General features: G+C 47.3%; 16 protein-coding genes. 6 read left to right on the top strand and 10 right to left on the bottom strand.

Going from position 1 to position 15,819, the window contains the following annotated elements; all coding sequences use genetic code 11:
* The first annotated feature begins 33 nt into the window (after nucleotides 1-33).
* Nucleotides 34-174, top strand: a complete 141-nt coding sequence (locus tag Q5691_RS08950) for a hypothetical protein (protein WP_333211151.1) — start codon at nucleotides 34-36, stop codon at nucleotides 172-174.
* A 67-nt stretch (nucleotides 175-241) separates the two neighbouring features.
* Here Q5691_RS08950 and Q5691_RS08945 read toward each other — a convergent pair whose 3' ends face one another.
* Entirely contained in the window at nucleotides 242-433 is a 192-nt protein-coding gene (locus Q5691_RS08945) for an NAD(P)H dehydrogenase subunit NdhS (RefSeq protein WP_015175937.1), read from the bottom strand.
* A 131-nt stretch (nucleotides 434-564) separates the two neighbouring features.
* Nucleotides 565-1,635, bottom strand: a complete 1,071-nt coding sequence (locus Q5691_RS08940) for an Mrp/NBP35 family ATP-binding protein (RefSeq protein WP_333057242.1) — start codon at nucleotides 1,633-1,635, stop codon at nucleotides 565-567.
* A 281-nt stretch (nucleotides 1,636-1,916) separates the two neighbouring features.
* On the opposite strand from Q5691_RS08940, the gene hemF reads away from it, so the two are divergent.
* Together hemF and Q5691_RS08930 are read left to right on the top strand one after the other, a co-directional pair.
* Nucleotides 1,917-2,960, top strand: a complete 1,044-nt coding sequence (gene hemF / locus Q5691_RS08935) for an oxygen-dependent coproporphyrinogen oxidase (RefSeq protein WP_333211153.1) — start codon at nucleotides 1,917-1,919, stop codon at nucleotides 2,958-2,960.
* Between the two features lie 57 nt (nucleotides 2,961-3,017).
* Nucleotides 3,018-3,380: an STAS domain-containing protein gene (locus Q5691_RS08930; protein ID WP_006631392.1), complete on the top strand. Its 363-nt coding sequence runs from the start codon at nucleotides 3,018-3,020 to the stop codon at nucleotides 3,378-3,380.
* 245 nt (nucleotides 3,381-3,625) lie between these two features.
* Here the strand turns inward: Q5691_RS08930 and Q5691_RS08925 are convergent, their stop codons facing one another.
* Nucleotides 3,626-4,246 carry a chromophore lyase CpcT/CpeT gene (locus Q5691_RS08925; protein WP_333211155.1) on the bottom strand — a complete coding sequence of 207 codons (621 nt, stop codon included), beginning with the start codon at nucleotides 4,244-4,246 and terminating at the stop codon, nucleotides 3,626-3,628.
* Between the two features lie 471 nt (nucleotides 4,247-4,717).
* On the opposite strand from Q5691_RS08925, the gene psb29 reads away from it, so the two are divergent.
* Nucleotides 4,718-5,431 (top strand): photosystem II biogenesis protein Psp29, encoded by a 714-nt coding sequence (gene psb29, locus Q5691_RS08920; RefSeq protein WP_333211156.1) that lies wholly within the window; start codon nucleotides 4,718-4,720, stop codon nucleotides 5,429-5,431.
* Between the two features lie 228 nt (nucleotides 5,432-5,659).
* Here the strand turns inward: psb29 and Q5691_RS08915 are convergent, their stop codons facing one another.
* From Q5691_RS08915 to Q5691_RS08895, 5 genes are all read right to left on the bottom strand, one after another.
* Nucleotides 5,660-6,196 carry a late competence development ComFB family protein gene (locus Q5691_RS08915; protein WP_006631395.1) on the bottom strand — a complete coding sequence of 179 codons (537 nt, stop codon included), beginning with the start codon at nucleotides 6,194-6,196 and terminating at the stop codon, nucleotides 5,660-5,662.
* A 208-nt stretch (nucleotides 6,197-6,404) separates the two neighbouring features.
* Nucleotides 6,405-7,346 (bottom strand): M23 family metallopeptidase, encoded by a 942-nt coding sequence (locus Q5691_RS08910; RefSeq protein WP_333211158.1) that lies wholly within the window; start codon nucleotides 7,344-7,346, stop codon nucleotides 6,405-6,407.
* 720 nt (nucleotides 7,347-8,066) lie between these two features.
* The gene (locus Q5691_RS08905; protein ID WP_333211160.1) at nucleotides 8,067-8,294 is read right to left on the bottom strand and encodes a hypothetical protein; all 228 of its coding nucleotides are present in this window, start codon (nucleotides 8,292-8,294) and stop codon (nucleotides 8,067-8,069) included.
* A 52-nt stretch (nucleotides 8,295-8,346) separates the two neighbouring features.
* On the bottom strand, nucleotides 8,347-9,873 hold the full coding sequence (locus Q5691_RS08900; RefSeq protein WP_333211162.1) for a phosphomannomutase/phosphoglucomutase: 1,527 nt from the start codon (nucleotides 9,871-9,873) through the stop codon (nucleotides 8,347-8,349).
* Between the two features lie 331 nt (nucleotides 9,874-10,204).
* Nucleotides 10,205-11,110 carry a D-hexose-6-phosphate mutarotase gene (locus Q5691_RS08895; RefSeq protein WP_333211164.1) on the bottom strand — a complete coding sequence of 302 codons (906 nt, stop codon included), beginning with the start codon at nucleotides 11,108-11,110 and terminating at the stop codon, nucleotides 10,205-10,207.
* 40 nt (nucleotides 11,111-11,150) lie between these two features.
* Between Q5691_RS08895 and Q5691_RS08890 the strand changes: the two genes are divergently transcribed.
* The gene (locus tag Q5691_RS08890) at nucleotides 11,151-11,441 is read left to right on the top strand and encodes a hypothetical protein (RefSeq protein WP_333211165.1); all 291 of its coding nucleotides are present in this window, start codon (nucleotides 11,151-11,153) and stop codon (nucleotides 11,439-11,441) included.
* A 158-nt stretch (nucleotides 11,442-11,599) separates the two neighbouring features.
* Here the strand turns inward: Q5691_RS08890 and Q5691_RS08885 are convergent, their stop codons facing one another.
* Both Q5691_RS08885 and Q5691_RS08880 read right to left on the bottom strand, forming a co-directional pair.
* Complete coding sequence (locus Q5691_RS08885; RefSeq protein WP_333211167.1) at nucleotides 11,600-12,661, bottom strand: NADH:flavin oxidoreductase/NADH oxidase; 1,062 nt, start codon at nucleotides 12,659-12,661, stop codon at nucleotides 11,600-11,602.
* Between the two features lie 35 nt (nucleotides 12,662-12,696).
* Nucleotides 12,697-12,936 (bottom strand): glutathione S-transferase domain-containing protein, encoded by a 240-nt coding sequence (locus tag Q5691_RS08880; protein WP_333211169.1) that lies wholly within the window; start codon nucleotides 12,934-12,936, stop codon nucleotides 12,697-12,699.
* A gap of 541 nt (nucleotides 12,937-13,477) precedes the next feature.
* Here Q5691_RS08880 and Q5691_RS08875 point away from each other — a divergent pair.
* Entirely contained in the window at nucleotides 13,478-15,793 is a 2,316-nt protein-coding gene (locus Q5691_RS08875) for a cation:proton antiporter domain-containing protein (RefSeq protein WP_333344533.1), read from the top strand.
* Nucleotides 15,794-15,819: the final 26 nt, after the last annotated feature.

Genomic DNA, 15,819 nt, shown 5'->3' with positions numbered 1-15,819 from the left:
TTGACTGTTGACTGTTGACTGTGAGTCAAAAAAATGAAAATTGCGCGAATTATTTGTTGGCAGCTTGATTCTACTTTACGCCCGACGATGAAGCGCGGATTTGATATCATTCCGGCGCAGCCGGAATTGATATTAGTCAGTTGGCAGTTGGTTGTTATTTATTATTATTTGTAAGTGGGTACTAATAAACAATAACTGACAACTGACAACTGACAACTGACAACTGTCAACAACCAACGGACTATTTCGCGCGACCAGCCGTAGCATCGACAAGTTCCAACTGCGACAAGCGGAACGTAATCAGCTTGTCCCAATTCCCGCCTTCAAACAGTACCGCGACCTTTCCGTCGCTAACTCGCTGGACTTGTCCTTGAAAGGCGTAGTAAATCTCACCCTTATCTTTAACTCGAACTGCCGAACCTGGAAAAATCATAATTCTTTGAATGTTAAGTTTGCTGGTTATAGTTTACCTTTTCTCGTTTCTAGTTCCCAAGCAGAGCCTGAGAACTAGGCAAATCTTCGTGTACAGGAAGACGCGAGGTAAAGCCTCGAAACGAGAGTTTGTTAGGCTAAAGCTGCTACGGAAACTTTACCGGCAATGCGGCCCGCGATCGCCCGCAACTCCCTAGCTGAAGCAGAACCCGGTTGCCCCACCACGATCGGCACCCCCGAATCGCCACCTTCCCGCAACGGAATTTCCAGCGGAATGCGGCCTAACAGCGGCACTCCCAACTCAGCAGCAGTCTTTTCCCCGCCACCGGAACCGAAAATATCGTATTGCTTATCGGGCATATCCGGCGGCACAAAATAGCTCATGTTTTCCACAATTCCCAACACGGACACTCCCAACTGCTGGAACATCTTTAACCCCTTGCGAGAGTCCAACAATGCCACAGTCTGTGGCGTGGTCACGATCACGACACCAGCCATCGGCACCGCTTGCGCCATTGTCAACTGCGCGTCTCCAGTACCCGGAGGCATATCGACAATCAAATAGTCTAAATCGCCCCAATTCACCTGATAGAGGAACTGCCGGATGATCCCGTTTAACATCGGGCCGCGCCAAATCACGGGTTGGTCTTTGTCAATTAAAAACGCCATCGACACCAATTTGACGCCGTAGTTGAAGGCGGGTTCCAGGCTTTCCCCGCTTTTTCCGTCTCTAACCATCACTTTTGCGTCCCCCAAACCCAACATATTGGGGTCGTTGGGCCCATAGATATCCGCATCCAGCAAACCCACCTTAGCGCCGGTTTGTGCTAGCGCTACTGCCACATTTACCGCCACCGTGCTTTTGCCGACGCCACCTTTGCCACTGGAAATTGCGATAATATTTTTAACGCCTTCAATGCCTTGGCGATCGACCACTCCCTTCTGCTGCGGCGTCTCGGCTGTCACCTCCACCGCCACTTTTTCGACTCCTGGCAACTGTTTGACCGCTTTTTGGCAATCTTCGACAATAAATTCTCGCAGCGGGCAAGCAGGTGTTGTCAGCACCAAGGTGAAACTGACGACACCGCCGTCAATTTTTATGTTACGAATCATGTTCAATTCCACCAAACTCTTTTGTAGTTCGGGGTCTTGCACGGGTCGCAGGATTTCTAAGACTGAACTAACATCGAGTGTATTGGGCATTGTGTTCTCCACCATAGCTCTGCAATTGGGTTAGCGAATTTTCGATCGCACGTTTAAGTATATTTTTATTGCTATTTTTTAATGTAACTTCATAGCGATCATTTGCCGACCTACGGTGGCATAATTACATGACGACTGGATTTGGGACTCACGGTCAAGCTCAAACTCAAATGCGATCGGCAAGAATTTCTACGACCGAAAGCAATTTGGTCACAATCCCCGAATTGATCCGTGGTCGCAATTCTTCAATCTAAAATCTAAAATCTAAAATCTAAAATCGGATGACAGTTTCTACAACACTTAAAACCGCCACTTCCCCGTTTTTGCCGCCCGCTGACTCTAGAGCTAGAGTCAGCCAATTTATGAAAACCCTACAAGACGAAATTTGTCAATCCCTCGAACAGCTCGATGGCGTTGGCAAATTTAAGGAGGACGCTTGGGAACGATCCGAAGGTGGCGGCGGACGTTCTCGCGTCATGCGGGAAGGCAATGTTTTTGAACAAGGTGGAGTCAATTTTTCCCAAGTGTGGGGCGAAAGTTTGCCGGCTTTGATTCTGGCAAAGCACCCAGAAGCCGCAGGTCACGATTTCTATGCAACTGGCACTTCGATGGTGCTGCACCCCCGCAATCCCTACTTGCCTACGGTTCACCTGAATTACCGCTATTTTGAGGCTGGGCCGATTTGGTGGTTTGGCGGCGGTGTGGATTTGACTCCTTATTACCCGTTGGCTGAGGATGCAGCTCATTTTCACAAAACTCTGAAAGCAGCTTGCGATCGCCACCATCCCGGATATTATCCGACATTTAAACTTTGGTGCGACGAATATTTTTACCTCCCCCACCGCCAAGAAACCCGCGGGGTGGGCGGCCTATTTTTTGACTACCAAAGCGCTCAAGGCCCGCTTTACCGCGACCATCATGTCAAAGGCAAGGCGGCTGAGTGCAGCAACAACATTGGGGCGCCGGAACCTAGGACTTGGGAGTCGCTGTTCGCCTTCGTACAGGATTGTGGCCGGGCATTTTTGCCGGCTTACACCCCTATTATTGAAAAGCACCGATCGAAAGAATACGGCGAGCGCGAGCGTAATTTCCAACTTTACCGCCGCGGCCGTTACGTTGAATTTAACTTGGTGTACGATCGAGGCACGACCTTTGGCTTGCAGACCAACGGACGCACGGAATCGATTCTCATGTCCCTGCCACCTTTGGTACGCTGGGAATATTGTTACGAGCCAGAACCCAACTCTCCCGAAGCCGAACTCTACTCCAAGTTCTTAAAACCGCAAGATTGGGCGAATTGGATGCCTCAGCAGTCACCGACCTGAGTTAAACTACTGGGACAGTAACCACCGCGATAGATAATAAATTTGAGGGAAGGGTCAGTGATTCATATTGATCAAAAAACCCACACGCTTCAAGACGGTACAACAGTTATCGTCTTAGCACCGACAGGACGGTTGGACATCACTACAGCTTGGCAATTCCGCCTCAAGTTGCAAGAGTGTATTTCCAAACTTAGCCGCCATGTTGTAGTGAATCTTGGTCAGGTTAACTTTATCGATAGCTCTGGCCTGACCTCACTTGTAGCAGGTATGCGGGATGCGGATAAAGTTAAGGGAAGTTTCCGCATTTGCAATGTTCATCCCGAAGCCAAACTGGTGTTTGAAGTCACCATGATGGATTCTGTGTTTGAAATCTTTGAAACGGAAGAAGAAGCTCTAGAGGGGGTGCCGCGCGCAAGTTGACCACTCGCGCTTGCATCGGTTGCGATGTCAGCGCAACTTAAGCTTGAGGCTCACAAAATGCGCCGGAACCCTGGACAAGAACAGGAAGCAGGTAAATTCTTGCCAGCTTCCTTATGCTTTCTTCCTTTCTTGAGAGGTTGAGAGGTTCACCAAAACACTAAAGTAGAAGAATAGGTCAAGGTAAAGTCTTGCCTTCTATCCTAGATAGCTATATTTTTCTTCCTTGTTTCTTGTTGCTTCTTGCTTCAAACCAATATCTCAGGAGCAAAATCCTGACGCTTGACAAATCTAAAAGGACCCATTAAAGCTCCCCAGATAGCCTGGCCTGTCGTGGGGCTTATTCCTTTGTCGTAGCTGAGGAATTCCTCGCCTGCGGCTTCAAATCCCAAGTCTACTTGGTAATTTTGCCCCCCGTAGGCAAAGCCGCAGCGAGTGCCCTCCGGCAAAGATGCCCGAAATCGATAGCCGTTTGAGGCTAAATTTTGCACCGCAACCGAGAGGGTGCAGCCGGGAAGGAGTTGGATTTGCTCCTTCGTTAGCTTTCCAAGCAAGTCGGGGTTGCAACCGGCTCCTTTGACGGCTGTAATGTCGTTGAACATATAATACTGAGCTTCAATAAGTCCTGGCGCTATCTGTGAGTGCCTCAGTTGCACTATGCGGGGGCGGTATGGCTTGTCTAATTCCAAAATGTTGGCTTGTTCGGCAAACAGGGCAATGCTGGGTTCGGAAAATAAAGGAACGGGTAGTGGTCTTTGCCACATACGAAGGTGGACGTACCACGCCGGCTCTGCTAGCGCTTGTTCTCGGTTGTCAAATTCGCCCGCCATGTACTGGGCTAAAGCTATTAATTCAGGAGAAATTGTCATGTTTGTTTTTTGACGATTAGGGATTGACAAGAAAAAGTTATTGTGATATGTAAGACCATATCAAGGCTGGGCAAGTCAGAAGATGAGATTTATGAGCGATCCCAGAAGAGCTATGATTGTAAAGATACTGGGTTTTTTCCCTCATATTGCGACATATTAATTGTTGCTGCCGATCGCGCGTAAAATATTTTTGATAAAATTTTGTCTCGCAAGGAGGCGGCAACGCTTAAAAAACTGGCACTTTTTGTCAGACCGATCGCAGAATTGACCCAGCCCAACAACGGATACCGTGCCACGTACTTAAGTCGTGGAAAGATAAAAATTTTAGACCAAAGTTCAAGCTCCCAGATTTATCTGTGGGGTAAATCTAAAATCTAAAATCTCAAATCTAAAATCGACTGACTCCCCCGACTTTACTCACGCCGCGCTGGCACGCCCGCTACGGCAAAATTATTTATCTATAAGACTCAGGTGAACAATAACCGTACTGTTTCAGATACTAAGCGAAGTTTCTATACGATTCACACTCGACCGATCAACTCAATTTACCGTCGAGTGGTGGAAGAGTTGATGGTAGAAATGCACCTGCTTTCGGCGAATGCCGATTTTCAATACGACCCGATTTATGCTTTGGGTGTAGTGACAGCTTTTGATCGATTCATGCTTGGGTACGCCCCAGAAGCCGACAGAGTTTCGATTTTTAACGCTTTGTGCAAGTCCCTAGAAGACGATCCAGAGCGCTACAAGCAAGACGCTCAGCGATTGGAAAGCTTGGCAGATAGACTTTCGGGGCAAGAGTTGCTCTCGTGGCTCGATCGCTCTACCAGCTTTGAAGATACAGCAGATTTGCAAGCGTCTTTAGGGGCGATCGCCAGCAACCCTCAATTTAAGTACAGTCGCTTGTTCGCGATCGGTTTGTTCTCGCTGTTAGAAAAAGCTGATCCTAACTTAGTAAAAGACCAAGAAACGCGAAACAACGCGATCGCTAAAGTCTGTGTAGCCTTGCACCTGCCAGAAGACAAAGTTAGCAAAGATTTAGATTTGTACCGCAGCAATTTGGAAAAAATGGCCCAAGCACGAATAGTGCTTCAAGATGTCATCCAAGCGGAACGAAAAAAACGCGAAAAGCGAGAAACAAAAGTTACCGCTGGCCCCTCCGGTGAGTCTTCTGACAGCAACAATTAATCGTTTGAAAGAAGAAGGAAGAAGGAAGAAGGAAGGAAGAAGGAAGGAAGAAGGAAGAGAGAATTTTTTGTTTTAGGCAACAAATAAAGAAAACTCTTAAATTTTAATTTTTTGTTCTTGAATTCTGGCTTCTGCCTTCAGATGAATCTTGCTGGCTCAGAAACTAAAAATCCCGCTTTCTGAATTGAGCGGGATCGACTTAATCAAAATAGAACTGTTGGGGTGGTACTAAGGCTGGGGCTCAAAATTAGTGGCGTTAGCTTGCAGCCAAGTGCTTAGCTGTGAAAGAACTTCGTTTCCCGAAGACTTGCCCAAAGCTGTCGGGTTTGGGGTGTCGGGCCGATCCAAGTTGCGGGCGATCGCTGCGTTGACTTCTTTGGAAATCAAATCGTGAAGTTGCTCTTTAGCCCTAGCCCTTTGAAAGTGAGCTCCCTCTTCCGTCGTAGCGTACAGAGGTGGCAGCCTATTTAAAGCATAAGCTGCAATATCTCCCACATCCAAACTCAGGTCGCTCGTCGCCTCAATTTCGGCCACTCTAGCGATCGCATCGCTGAGTACCAACTCTTCCATCACGTTGATGAACTGTTTGCGTGGCAGAACTACAACTTCGCCAGTCAACAAAGAACCCATCAGACGATCGAGAGCCATGTACTCTTCGATCGACAATTCCGAAGCCGTATTGCAGATCCGTCCCACCTCAGCTTCCATAGACGGCGTTAAATAGCCATCCTGCAAAGCCTGTTCAACAATTTTTTCAATACTCATATATGCGTCCCCGCTCAACGGCATCATCAATAAAGTTTTGTGAAGACGCGATTGTTAGCGTCTTGAGATTCGAGTTTTGAGAGTTGAGTTGAGAAATTTTATACAAATCCTAACTCAATACTGATAACCCATCACAGTTATCTGCACACCCTAGCCACAAACTTACCCCATAATTGACTGATAAATCCGTCAAAACCTGTAAAAACTCCTACTCAACTCCCTGAAGTCGCCAAGGTACAGGATCGACGGACTGCCCATGCACGTAAAGTCCCCAATGCAGGTGAGGGCCTGTAGAAGCCCCTGTTGACCCCACAGTACCAATTACTTGACCGGCTTTCACGACATCGCCTTCCTTGACATCAATCCGGCTGAGGTGCATCAAAATACTTGCTACGCCCTGACCGTGGTCGATACCAACCACGTTTCCGTGGATTTTGAAGCCTTGCGATTCACGTCCCACTAGAGACACCCGACCGGCTGCTGGTGCCACTACAGGGGAACCGGAAGCACCCGCGTAATCCACGCCGCGATGGTAGTAGTCTTGAGCAAATACCCCATTATAATAGCGTCGCACCCCGTAAATAGTGGTAATTTCGCCGGAGTTGGGGCGCAACAATTTGCCGTCCCAAAATTTTTCGGGTGTCACGAGTGCTTTAAATGCGTCTACGCGATCGAATTCAGCATCTGTACCTTCCTCGTCTTTCCCAGGCGGTAGCCAGATGGATTGAGTGGGAAAATTTCGATCGCGCACTTGCACGCTCAAGTTCTGCACTTGTCCGTCACCTGCGACTTGGATTTGGCGGGCACCGGGTTTCTCTACCGGCGTCGTCGGCAACAGGGCCCGAAAGCGGCCGTTGCCGATCGGAAACGCAGGGTAGTTTTTTTGCTGTAGAGAAACTGTTGGAGTTTCCCCGCCGTTACCGTCAACTTGAATCATTACTGACAGCGTATCTCCCAGTTGGGGATTGGCCGGCGTCACAACTACCTGCAAAGCTTGCACCGGCAGGGCAAAACTCAGAAAGCCAGCAACAATTCCCCCGATCGAACTGGTGGTTAACTTGTTTGCTTTCAACTGCCCCCACCGCAAAATCCGACCCGTAACTATTTCGGCACTTAGCCCGCCGTTGCCTCGACTCACAGTCATTATCATCACTAGGTGTCCTTAATCTTTGTCTCGCTGATATATTTTTAACTATCTAGACTAACTATAGCAATCCGCAATAAGTCGAGAGAAAAAGCTTTAGGTAAAAAGCTTGGTCAATCGATTTTAGATTTTAGATTTTAGATTTTAGAATTGAAGCATTGACCCCACGGATAAATTCGGGCGGCAAGTTTCATCAGATACAGATTTTTTATTTCTGGATACTGAGTCTGCTTTCGGAATGAATCCGGGGGCTTGTATCCTGGATGCTTTCGGTCAAAGATTTGGAGATGAGAGACTAACTTAAATAAATGCTTAACTTGAGGTGATAAGAATAATAAAAAATCCCGTAGTGCGCGGAGAAAAGCCTGCTTGAGGCAGACGCTCACACTACAGTTTCCATTACAAATATAGGAGAGCCCAAGTTTCAACAGAAACACTCTTCATCTATAACTGGATGATTATATTTTATCAGTCCTAGCTACTATTACATAACTTTCAACAATTAGTATTAGTTATAGTTCACGCCGCTACAACAGAATTATTTTTGACTCAATAGCAGTTAAATCAATTCTTTCTTTGCCGTTTACTTTCCGCGAACCTTCTTCAAACTCTCTAGTTATTTTAGCCTATTTTTGGCAAAATAGTATTGATTCCCAATTTTAAAATCTCACATCTAAAATGGTATGAGATAAAAATTGAGACTTGCTATAATCTGATCACCTAGAATTATAGGGATTCAAAGGTAGCGGTGAAACCATCTAAGGTTAAGCATTCTTCCATAAATTCCTCTACATCATTGACATTCTCAAGCTGATATTCCATGATGCGTTGACCAGATCCTTTCATCTTTTTGGAAGAAAGAGGCGTAGCCGGATATTTATCAGCGATGGCTTTGAAAGCTTTGGAATGGGTATCCCAGCTTTCAGCAGAACATTGTATGGTTAAAAGCCACATGATGAAATTCCTCCTTGGGTTGGGTTTACTAATAGTCTGACACGAGTAAAACTTAGATCGATAGTGCCGAAAAATTAAGGGATTCTGTGGTTTGGAAAAAAGTTAAAAGCCGAGCCACTATGTGAGCAACACCACCCTTAACATTCGACTCCACATTCAAAGGCATCACCGGATCATGGAGTGATAAGCGTAACAGAAACCAGCCGGATTCGCTAGCTGAAGTGCAGGAAATTCGCAGACCTTCGTAGTTATTGGGAACTATTTTCCAGTCTGCTTGCGTTGAGACAAATTGTTGCAGTTGTTCAATAACCAGATAGCCGTGAGCCTTGAAATCATCCACACCAATTTTAATCCGAAATTCTGCACTTTCTTCGGGTTCTTTTAAATTCGCAATTAAATCCGGCAAAGATTGATTTGCTAGCTTTGAGTTAGCCAATTCAATCAATAATTTGCTGACCAAATAAGCGCCATCATCCAGAAAGTAATTTTCTTTCAAAGCTCCATGTCCAGAGGTTTCAATCGCCAGCCATGATTCCTGTCCGGCTTCATTGAGGCGAATCGACTCATCAATCACATTTTTGTAGCCGCGTTTAAAGCGATGGTGAATCCCTTTTAAATCTTGTTCTATGAATTGTGTCAAGCCATCGGAGGTGATAGAATCGGTGACAATAGTAGAGCCTGGGTGTTCTTTTAATACGATCGCCGAAATCAAGGCAATTAAGCGATTGCGATTGAGTTCCTTGCCAACTTGATCGACTGCAGCACTGCGATCGACATCCGTATCAAAAATAATCCCAAAATCAGCTTGGTGTTCAATTACCGCTTGACAAATTGACTGCATTGCCTGTTTATCTTCGGGATTTGGCACATGATTGGGGAAAGTACCATCGGGCTCTAAAAACTGACTCCCCGTAGTGTCAGCACCTAAAGGTTTTAAGACTTTATCAACATAAAAACCGCCAGCACCGTTTCCTGCGTCTACAACAATTTTTAATCCTGTTAGCGGTTGCTCAAAATTATCGGGATGATTGACTGATTCCCTAATCTTGGTGACAAATTGGTTAGCATAAACTGAGATAAAATCATGCTTTGTAATCTTACCGGGCGATGAGGCGGGCTGAAAGTAATTGCTTTGGGCTAGTGTTAAGATATCTGTAATATCCTGCTTTTGTAACCCACCTTTGGCGGTGAAAAACTTTAAGCCATTTCGATTAAATGGCAAATGGCTAGCAGTGAGCATAATCGCGCCGTCGCAATCAAAACCAGGAGTAATGGTACTCATAAACATGGCGGGGGTTGAGGCCATTTCAAAGTCGTACACGGTTGCACCAACTGAGGCGATTCCCTCCATGACTGCTTGCATTAAGGTTGGCCCTGATAGGCGACTGTCACGCCCGATCGCGATCGTTAATTCGGCCGCTGGCTTATTGACTTTTTGCACCAGCCAACTGACAAAGGATTTACCTAAGATTGTCGCAATTTCGGGCGTTAGGTTGACTGTTTCATTGGGAACGCCTTCGAGGGCGATACCGCGAATGTCTGATCCATTTTGAAGTTTTGTCCAGTTGAAGATTTGCATAATAATTGATGGTAAGTAAAAAGATCGGAGTCGGCGGTTGAAACCGATCGTACAAACTTTCGTTTGCCGCTAGACGGTTCGACTCAGCTTCGCCGAAATTCTTTCACGGACTAAGAAATAAAGACGGGAGAAATCTAGAATTTGGTGTTATTAGTCATTACGGTGACAGAGTTTTTCAATTCAATCAGCTAATCGGCATTTAAGTTGTATTTAAAGAAACAATCCCCCTCTTGTGGGTGGGATTTAAGCAACGCCCAAAATATCCAATTGAAATGTTGAACAGCTTACTGGAATTTTGGCCCCATCACCGCTAAGCTTAAGCTCTAATTCCTTAGCCGCGTTCAACGCTGTAAATGGCCTGCAAGCGGAACTCACCATGAGCGGGAACTTCCACAATATCTGTAGCTGCATTGGTCGTTTCTACGCAGAGTAAACGCTGATAATCTGCATCATCAAGGTCGGCCATATTTGCAGAAATTGTCACCCAGGGATTCCACACTACGACGGATTTACTACCCGATGATTTAATGCGAATTCGACGATTGAGGGCGCTATCGTCAATGACTAATTCATTGGTGACATCAAGATAAATGCGATCGACTTCACCTGTTACTACCACTGCACCCACTTGAGTTTTTTCGACACCACTATCGGCTTTATCAAGATACTGGCTATTTTCTAAGCCTAAAACCTGCACGCGGTTGATATCGCCGACTTGGAAATAGGTGTGGAAAGCTTGGGTGAGGGGAAATGCTTTGTCGCCTAGATTGCGGGTGATTAATTCTACCGTGAGGCTGGTACCGATCGTAATCTCGATCGCCAGTTCAAAGGCTTGGGGCCAAATTGCTCTAGTTTCATCGGTATCCTTGAGTCCGAGAGTGACTTTGGTTGGGCCGTCTGGGGTTGTGGCGGTTTCCAGCACATTCCAGAGGCGATTCCGCACAAACCCATGACTCGGACGCCCCAAGGCTTCGGGATCGGGGCCAAACCAGGGCCAACAGATGGGTATACCGCCTTTGATGGCTTTCCCTTCGGCGTAGTAGGCTTTGTCGCTGACGAACATCAAGTCTGTGGTTTCGGTGGCGGGTTGAAAGGAGAGAACTTGACCGGAATACACAGAAATTAAGGCTTTGGCTTGACCGTTGTCGATGTGAATCATCGGGAAACCACCGTTTCCCGTGGCGAAGGTGAGGTTCCCGGCAATGCCGTAGTCTGTGTTTAATTGGTCAATACTCATGCTGTTAGCTTGGTGAATTGCTTTACAATTATCCGATATTATGGTTTCTAGATTGATTAGATTGTTGGGTTGGACGAGGGAAGGCGCGATCGACACCACGATGCACTCAGAGGAACGAATTGGGAGTGCCAACCGATCGCGAGGCGATGTGCGATCGAACCCACCGACACACCTTACTGAGTTCTCTGTAAGCAAGCTAATGCAGCAGTTCATCAAAAGACGGCGCATTTGCAAAACTCCGCATCTCTTCGAGGGTGATTTCAGGCGACAATTGCCAGAAATACGCCGAAAACAGGGCAAAGAGCACTATCCGACTGACTGCATCCGCTAGCGTTCGCATCGAATCACGTCACGGCGATGGGAACGTGCCTTGTACTTGAGGCGATCGCAGAATCAAAAAAGCCTTTATTGAGCGACTGGTTTACAGAAACACTAAACAAGTGAGTCCTAGTGGATTTGTGTAAAACCGACGATCGCAAATCCGCTTAATTACCAAGCGCGAGCGTATTGAATAGGAGCAGGAACGGATTGACGTAGTTGCTTCGCAGCCCGCATCGGCCAATAAGGATCGCGCAGCAGTTCTCTGGCAAGTAACACCATATCTGCTTGACCTGTACGGATGATGTGGTCAGCCTGCGCGGGTGCAGTAATCATACCAACGGCTCCGGTGGCGATGTTCGCGGAGCGTCGAATGCGATCGGCAAAGGTAGTTTGATAACCTGCACCCGTCGGAATCTTTTCACCCGGTACAATTGCGCCTGATGAACAATCGATTAAATCAACGCCCAGTGACTTTAATTTATAGCTGAGTACAATACTTTGTTCAATGTCCCAACCATTTGGAACCCAATCAGTTGCAGAGATGCGAACCCAAAGCGGTGTTTGATCCGGCAAAACATTTCGCACCGCTTCTACGACTTCACATAAAAACCGGATGCGATTCTCAAAACTGCCACCATAGTCATCTGTCCGTTGATTACTCAAGGGAGACATAAATTCATGCAGTAGGTAGCCGTGAGCCGCATGAATCTCGATTACGTCAAATCCGGCTTCGAGGGCGCGTTGGGCTGCGTTGACAAAGAGTGTCGTCTGCTTCTGAATGTCTTCGATACTCAGAGCGATCGGGGCGGGGGTACCGGGTTCAAATGGAACGGCGCTAGGGGCGATCGAAGTCCATCCTCCTTGAGATTCCGAAAGCACATCGCCGCCCTCCCACGGAAGTGCTGTACTGGCTTTTCGACCTGCATGAGCCAGTTGAATTCCTGCAACCGCACCGTTGCGGTGAATTAACTCGACGATTCGCGCCAACATTTCAATGTGAGCATCTTGCCAGATTCCCAAATCTTGCGGCGTAATTCGTCCTTCAGGCTCGACTGCCGCTGCTTCAGTCATCACCAGCCCTGCCCCTCCTACGGCTCGACTGACGAGATGAACCAGATGCCAATCATTCGCGAATCCATCAACACTGGAATATTGACACATGGGAGAAACTGCAATGCGATTTCGGAAGGTAACACCACGTTGATCCAATGGCTCAAATAAATGCGACATGGTTGTAAACCCCTGATTTATAAAGTGTACAGATGTCAAGCACAGACTTCCTTCACACTGGGAAGTTGACTGACTTTATTCCACCAAGTCCGCAGCTTTGAAGTTGGCGCGATCGTTGCTTCGTACTCTGCGGTCTGGGATAGGTAGGTGAAGACTGGAATTAGGTAAAAATCGGCAATGCTCAGTTCGTGACCGAGCAAATACGGGTGTCCTACAGTTAGGGAGTCGATCGCCTCTAGCGCAGTCTTTACAGGTGCGACGGCAGCTTTGTCCAACCTACATCTCCAATGGGCTTGTCATTTTGAGGTATCAAGAGCCACGACAAAATTACTTTTCTAAAACCTAAATTTTTATTGTTAGCAAAACGGGGGATTACTAGAAAAAAACACCAAAGTGCCTGAGTAATTATGCAGTATATCGGGTAAATCCGCAAGCAGGGCTTGAATAAATAAAAAAGATTTTAACTAATCATTTTTATTGATCGCCGATCTGTGAACGTACACCCTGAGAAAACCACTCACTACAAAAAGGTAATTAAAATCACTCCACCCCGTCAGAAATAGATTAAAAAAAGTAACTTGATTTAATCTCACCGCGCTCCTCTCGTTGAGGCGAAACATTACCCCCAATAAAGGCGCAATCTCTTGCTCAAATTGCAAGAGGTTAAGGTTTTTTTGAGCAGTGAAACTCTTTGGTATCAGAAAATACCTGGTTCTATAGTTGCAGTTGTCCTGGCTCCCCAACTACAGTCAACCCACTAAACAGAGTCAACACATTAGACACTATAATATAACTTTATACTTTTTTCATAAACTTGTGCAAGAAGACTTCCGACTGATCGTTGACTTAGTTCTAGTTCTCGCTGCTGCCGCAGCAGGAGGACTCTTTGCATCGCTCTTGCGACAGCCGGTAATTCTCGGCTACCTGCTGGGAGGGATCGTAGTTGGGCCGGCCGGTTTGGGGCTGATTAAAGAATTAATTCAGGTAGACACCCTGGCTGAATTTGGGGTTGCCTTTCTGTTGTTTGCCTTGGGAGTGGAATTTTCTTTCGCCGAACTCCAGAAAGTAAAAGCCATTAGTTTGGGCGGAGGGAGCTTGCAAATTGTGCTGACGATCGCCATTACTACTGCAATTTCCTTAGCTGTAGGCTGGGTAGAATCGCCCGCTCAAGGCGTGTTTTTAGGAGCGATTCTGTCGCTTTCCTCGACCGCAGTTGTACTGAAATGCTTGATGGAGCGCAATGAATCCGGTACTTCCCACGGTCAAGTCATGCTGGGAATATTAGTAGTTCAAGATTTGGCTTTGGGACTAATGTTAGCAGTTTTGCCGGCACTCAATCAGCCAGCAGAAGAGATCGGCATGACGGTAGCGTGGGCGCTGCTGCGGATCGGGTTATTTGCTGTCGGTGCTGTAGTCGCCGGCATTTGGATGGTACCGCAGTTGCTGCGCTACCTGGCGAAAACAGAAAGTCGGGAACTATTTTTGCTGGGAGTTGTGGTTTTGGCTTTAGGGATTGCGCTGCTGACAGAATATTTGGGTTTTTCCATCGAGATGGGCGCATTTGTCGCGGGTTTAATGATTTCGGAGGTGGAATATGCCGACCAAACTCTAACTTATGTCGAGCCTTTGCGAGATATTTTTGCATCCTTATTTTTTGTCACCATCGGAATGTTAATTGACCCGATGTTTCTGTGGAACCATCTAGAAGTAATTCTGGGACTGGTATTTATAGTATTTGTCGGCAAATTCTTGATTATAACGCCGATCGTCCGACTATTTGGCTATCCGCTAAAAACAGCATTGATCGCAGGTTTGGGCTTAGCTCAAATAGGAGAATTTTCCTTTGTACTCGCTAGTGCCGGCCAAGTTATGGGGCTGGTTTCGCGGAATGTTTACCTGTTAATTTTAGGCACGACAGCAGTCACCCTCGTGCTAACTCCGTTTGTGTTGAGAAGCGTGCCCCAGTTATTGAAATGGGCGGAAAATTTCGGGCCTTTACAGCGCTATTTTGACGAAACATCTCAACCTGTGGCAATAGCTGAAACTTTGCCAGAACAAAATTATGTTGTGGTTTGCGGCTACGGGCGAGTCGGCAGAATTTTAGTCAAAATGCTGCAAAGCCGCAACTGTTCAGTTGTGGTGATCGATGAGTCAGAAAGTAGAATTCAAGAGTGCAGAGTCCAAGGAATTCCTTACATTTACGGGAATGCTGCCAGCTTGCACGTATTGGAAGCCGCGCGGGTGGAACGGGCAAAAGCAATGGCGATCGCCCTTCCCGATCCCATGAGCACTCGCTTGTGTCTGAAGCGGGCTTTAGAATTAGTCCCGGATTTGGATATTGTGGTGTGTGCGAACCAAGATAAAGACATCGAACTGCTTTACCAATTGGGGGCCTGGGAAGTCGTGCAGCCGGAGTTTGAAGCCAGTTTAGAACTGTCTTCCCACTTGCTGGCTGGCATGGGGCTTTCAGCAATGGCGATCGCGCGGGATGTGCAGCAAATTCGCAGCAGCCGCTATCTGGAATTGCGGCCAGCGCGCGAACCTTTGGCGGTTTCGCGGGATTTGAAAGTGGCGGTTCGGGATATGAACAGCGAGTGGTACAGCTTGCCGTCAGGTTCTCCCATTGCCAGCATGACTCTGGAAGAAACTAACTTGCGGCAGTTGACAGGGGTCAGCGTAATGGCGATCGTCCGCGAGAATGGCGAGGAAATTGATTATCCCAACGGGAAGACAGCTTTGCTGTCGGGCGATCGACTTTTTGTAGTCGGAGAACCGGAAGAACTCATCAGTTTTGAGTTGCTGGCGAAGGGCGAAGTTGCAGTCCCGCAGGGCGACAGTTCTTGCCAGTGGCTGAGGCTGCCAGCAAACAGCCCTTGGGCGGGCAAAAAACTGTCAGAGGTAGATTGGCTGACCCAGTACGGGGTGCAGGTGCGGGCGATCCGCCGGGAAGGGAAATTTACTCGCTGGCCCGACGGAAGTAGCAATTTGCAAGAAGGCGATCGTTTGCTGCTGTGTGGCGGCTTCTACGAGCTCGGCTTGATGCAGCGGACGGCCTCACCACCAGTGCCGCAACCTGCTTTAAAGCTGCCTTTGGTCAAGGCCCAAGTCATCGAAAAGCTGTTTAGCGATTAGTCAGTTGGCAGTTGGCAGTTGGCAGT

Source organism: Microcoleus sp. w1-18aA5 (assembly GCF_036701705.1).
Taxonomy (GTDB): domain Bacteria; phylum Cyanobacteriota; class Cyanobacteriia; order Cyanobacteriales; family Microcoleaceae; genus Microcoleus.
The sequence above is the reverse complement of the archived record's forward strand: the minus strand, read 5'-3'. Positions and strand labels throughout refer to the sequence as shown.

What these genes read in the sequence shown, in the direction of transcription:
- Q5691_RS08950 (WP_333211151.1), top strand. Translation starts at nt 34, where the DNA reads ATGAAAATTGCGCGAATTATTTGTTGGCAGCTTGATTCTACTTTACGC.
- Q5691_RS08945 (WP_015175937.1), bottom strand. Translation starts at nt 433, where the DNA reads ATGATTTTTCCAGGTTCGGCAGTTCGAGTTAAAGATAAGGGTGAGATT.
- Q5691_RS08940 (WP_333057242.1), bottom strand. Translation starts at nt 1,635, where the DNA reads ATGCCCAATACACTCGATGTTAGTTCAGTCTTAGAAATCCTGCGACCC.
- hemF (WP_333211153.1), top strand. Translation starts at nt 1,917, where the DNA reads ATGACAGTTTCTACAACACTTAAAACCGCCACTTCCCCGTTTTTGCCG.
- Q5691_RS08925 (WP_333211155.1), bottom strand. Translation starts at nt 4,246, where the DNA reads ATGACAATTTCTCCTGAATTAATAGCTTTAGCCCAGTACATGGCGGGC.
- Q5691_RS08915 (WP_006631395.1), bottom strand. Translation starts at nt 6,196, where the DNA reads ATGAGTATTGAAAAAATTGTTGAACAGGCTTTGCAGGATGGCTATTTA.
- Q5691_RS08910 (WP_333211158.1), bottom strand. Translation starts at nt 7,346, where the DNA reads ATGATAATGACTGTGAGTCGAGGCAACGGCGGGCTAAGTGCCGAAATA.
- Q5691_RS08905 (WP_333211160.1), bottom strand. Translation starts at nt 8,294, where the DNA reads ATGTGGCTTTTAACCATACAATGTTCTGCTGAAAGCTGGGATACCCAT.
- Q5691_RS08900 (WP_333211162.1), bottom strand. Translation starts at nt 9,873, where the DNA reads ATGCAAATCTTCAACTGGACAAAACTTCAAAATGGATCAGACATTCGC.
- Q5691_RS08895 (WP_333211164.1), bottom strand. Translation starts at nt 11,110, where the DNA reads ATGAGTATTGACCAATTAAACACAGACTACGGCATTGCCGGGAACCTC.
- Q5691_RS08890 (WP_333211165.1), top strand. Translation starts at nt 11,151, where the DNA reads ATGGTTTCTAGATTGATTAGATTGTTGGGTTGGACGAGGGAAGGCGCG.
- Q5691_RS08885 (WP_333211167.1), bottom strand. Translation starts at nt 12,661, where the DNA reads ATGTCGCATTTATTTGAGCCATTGGATCAACGTGGTGTTACCTTCCGA.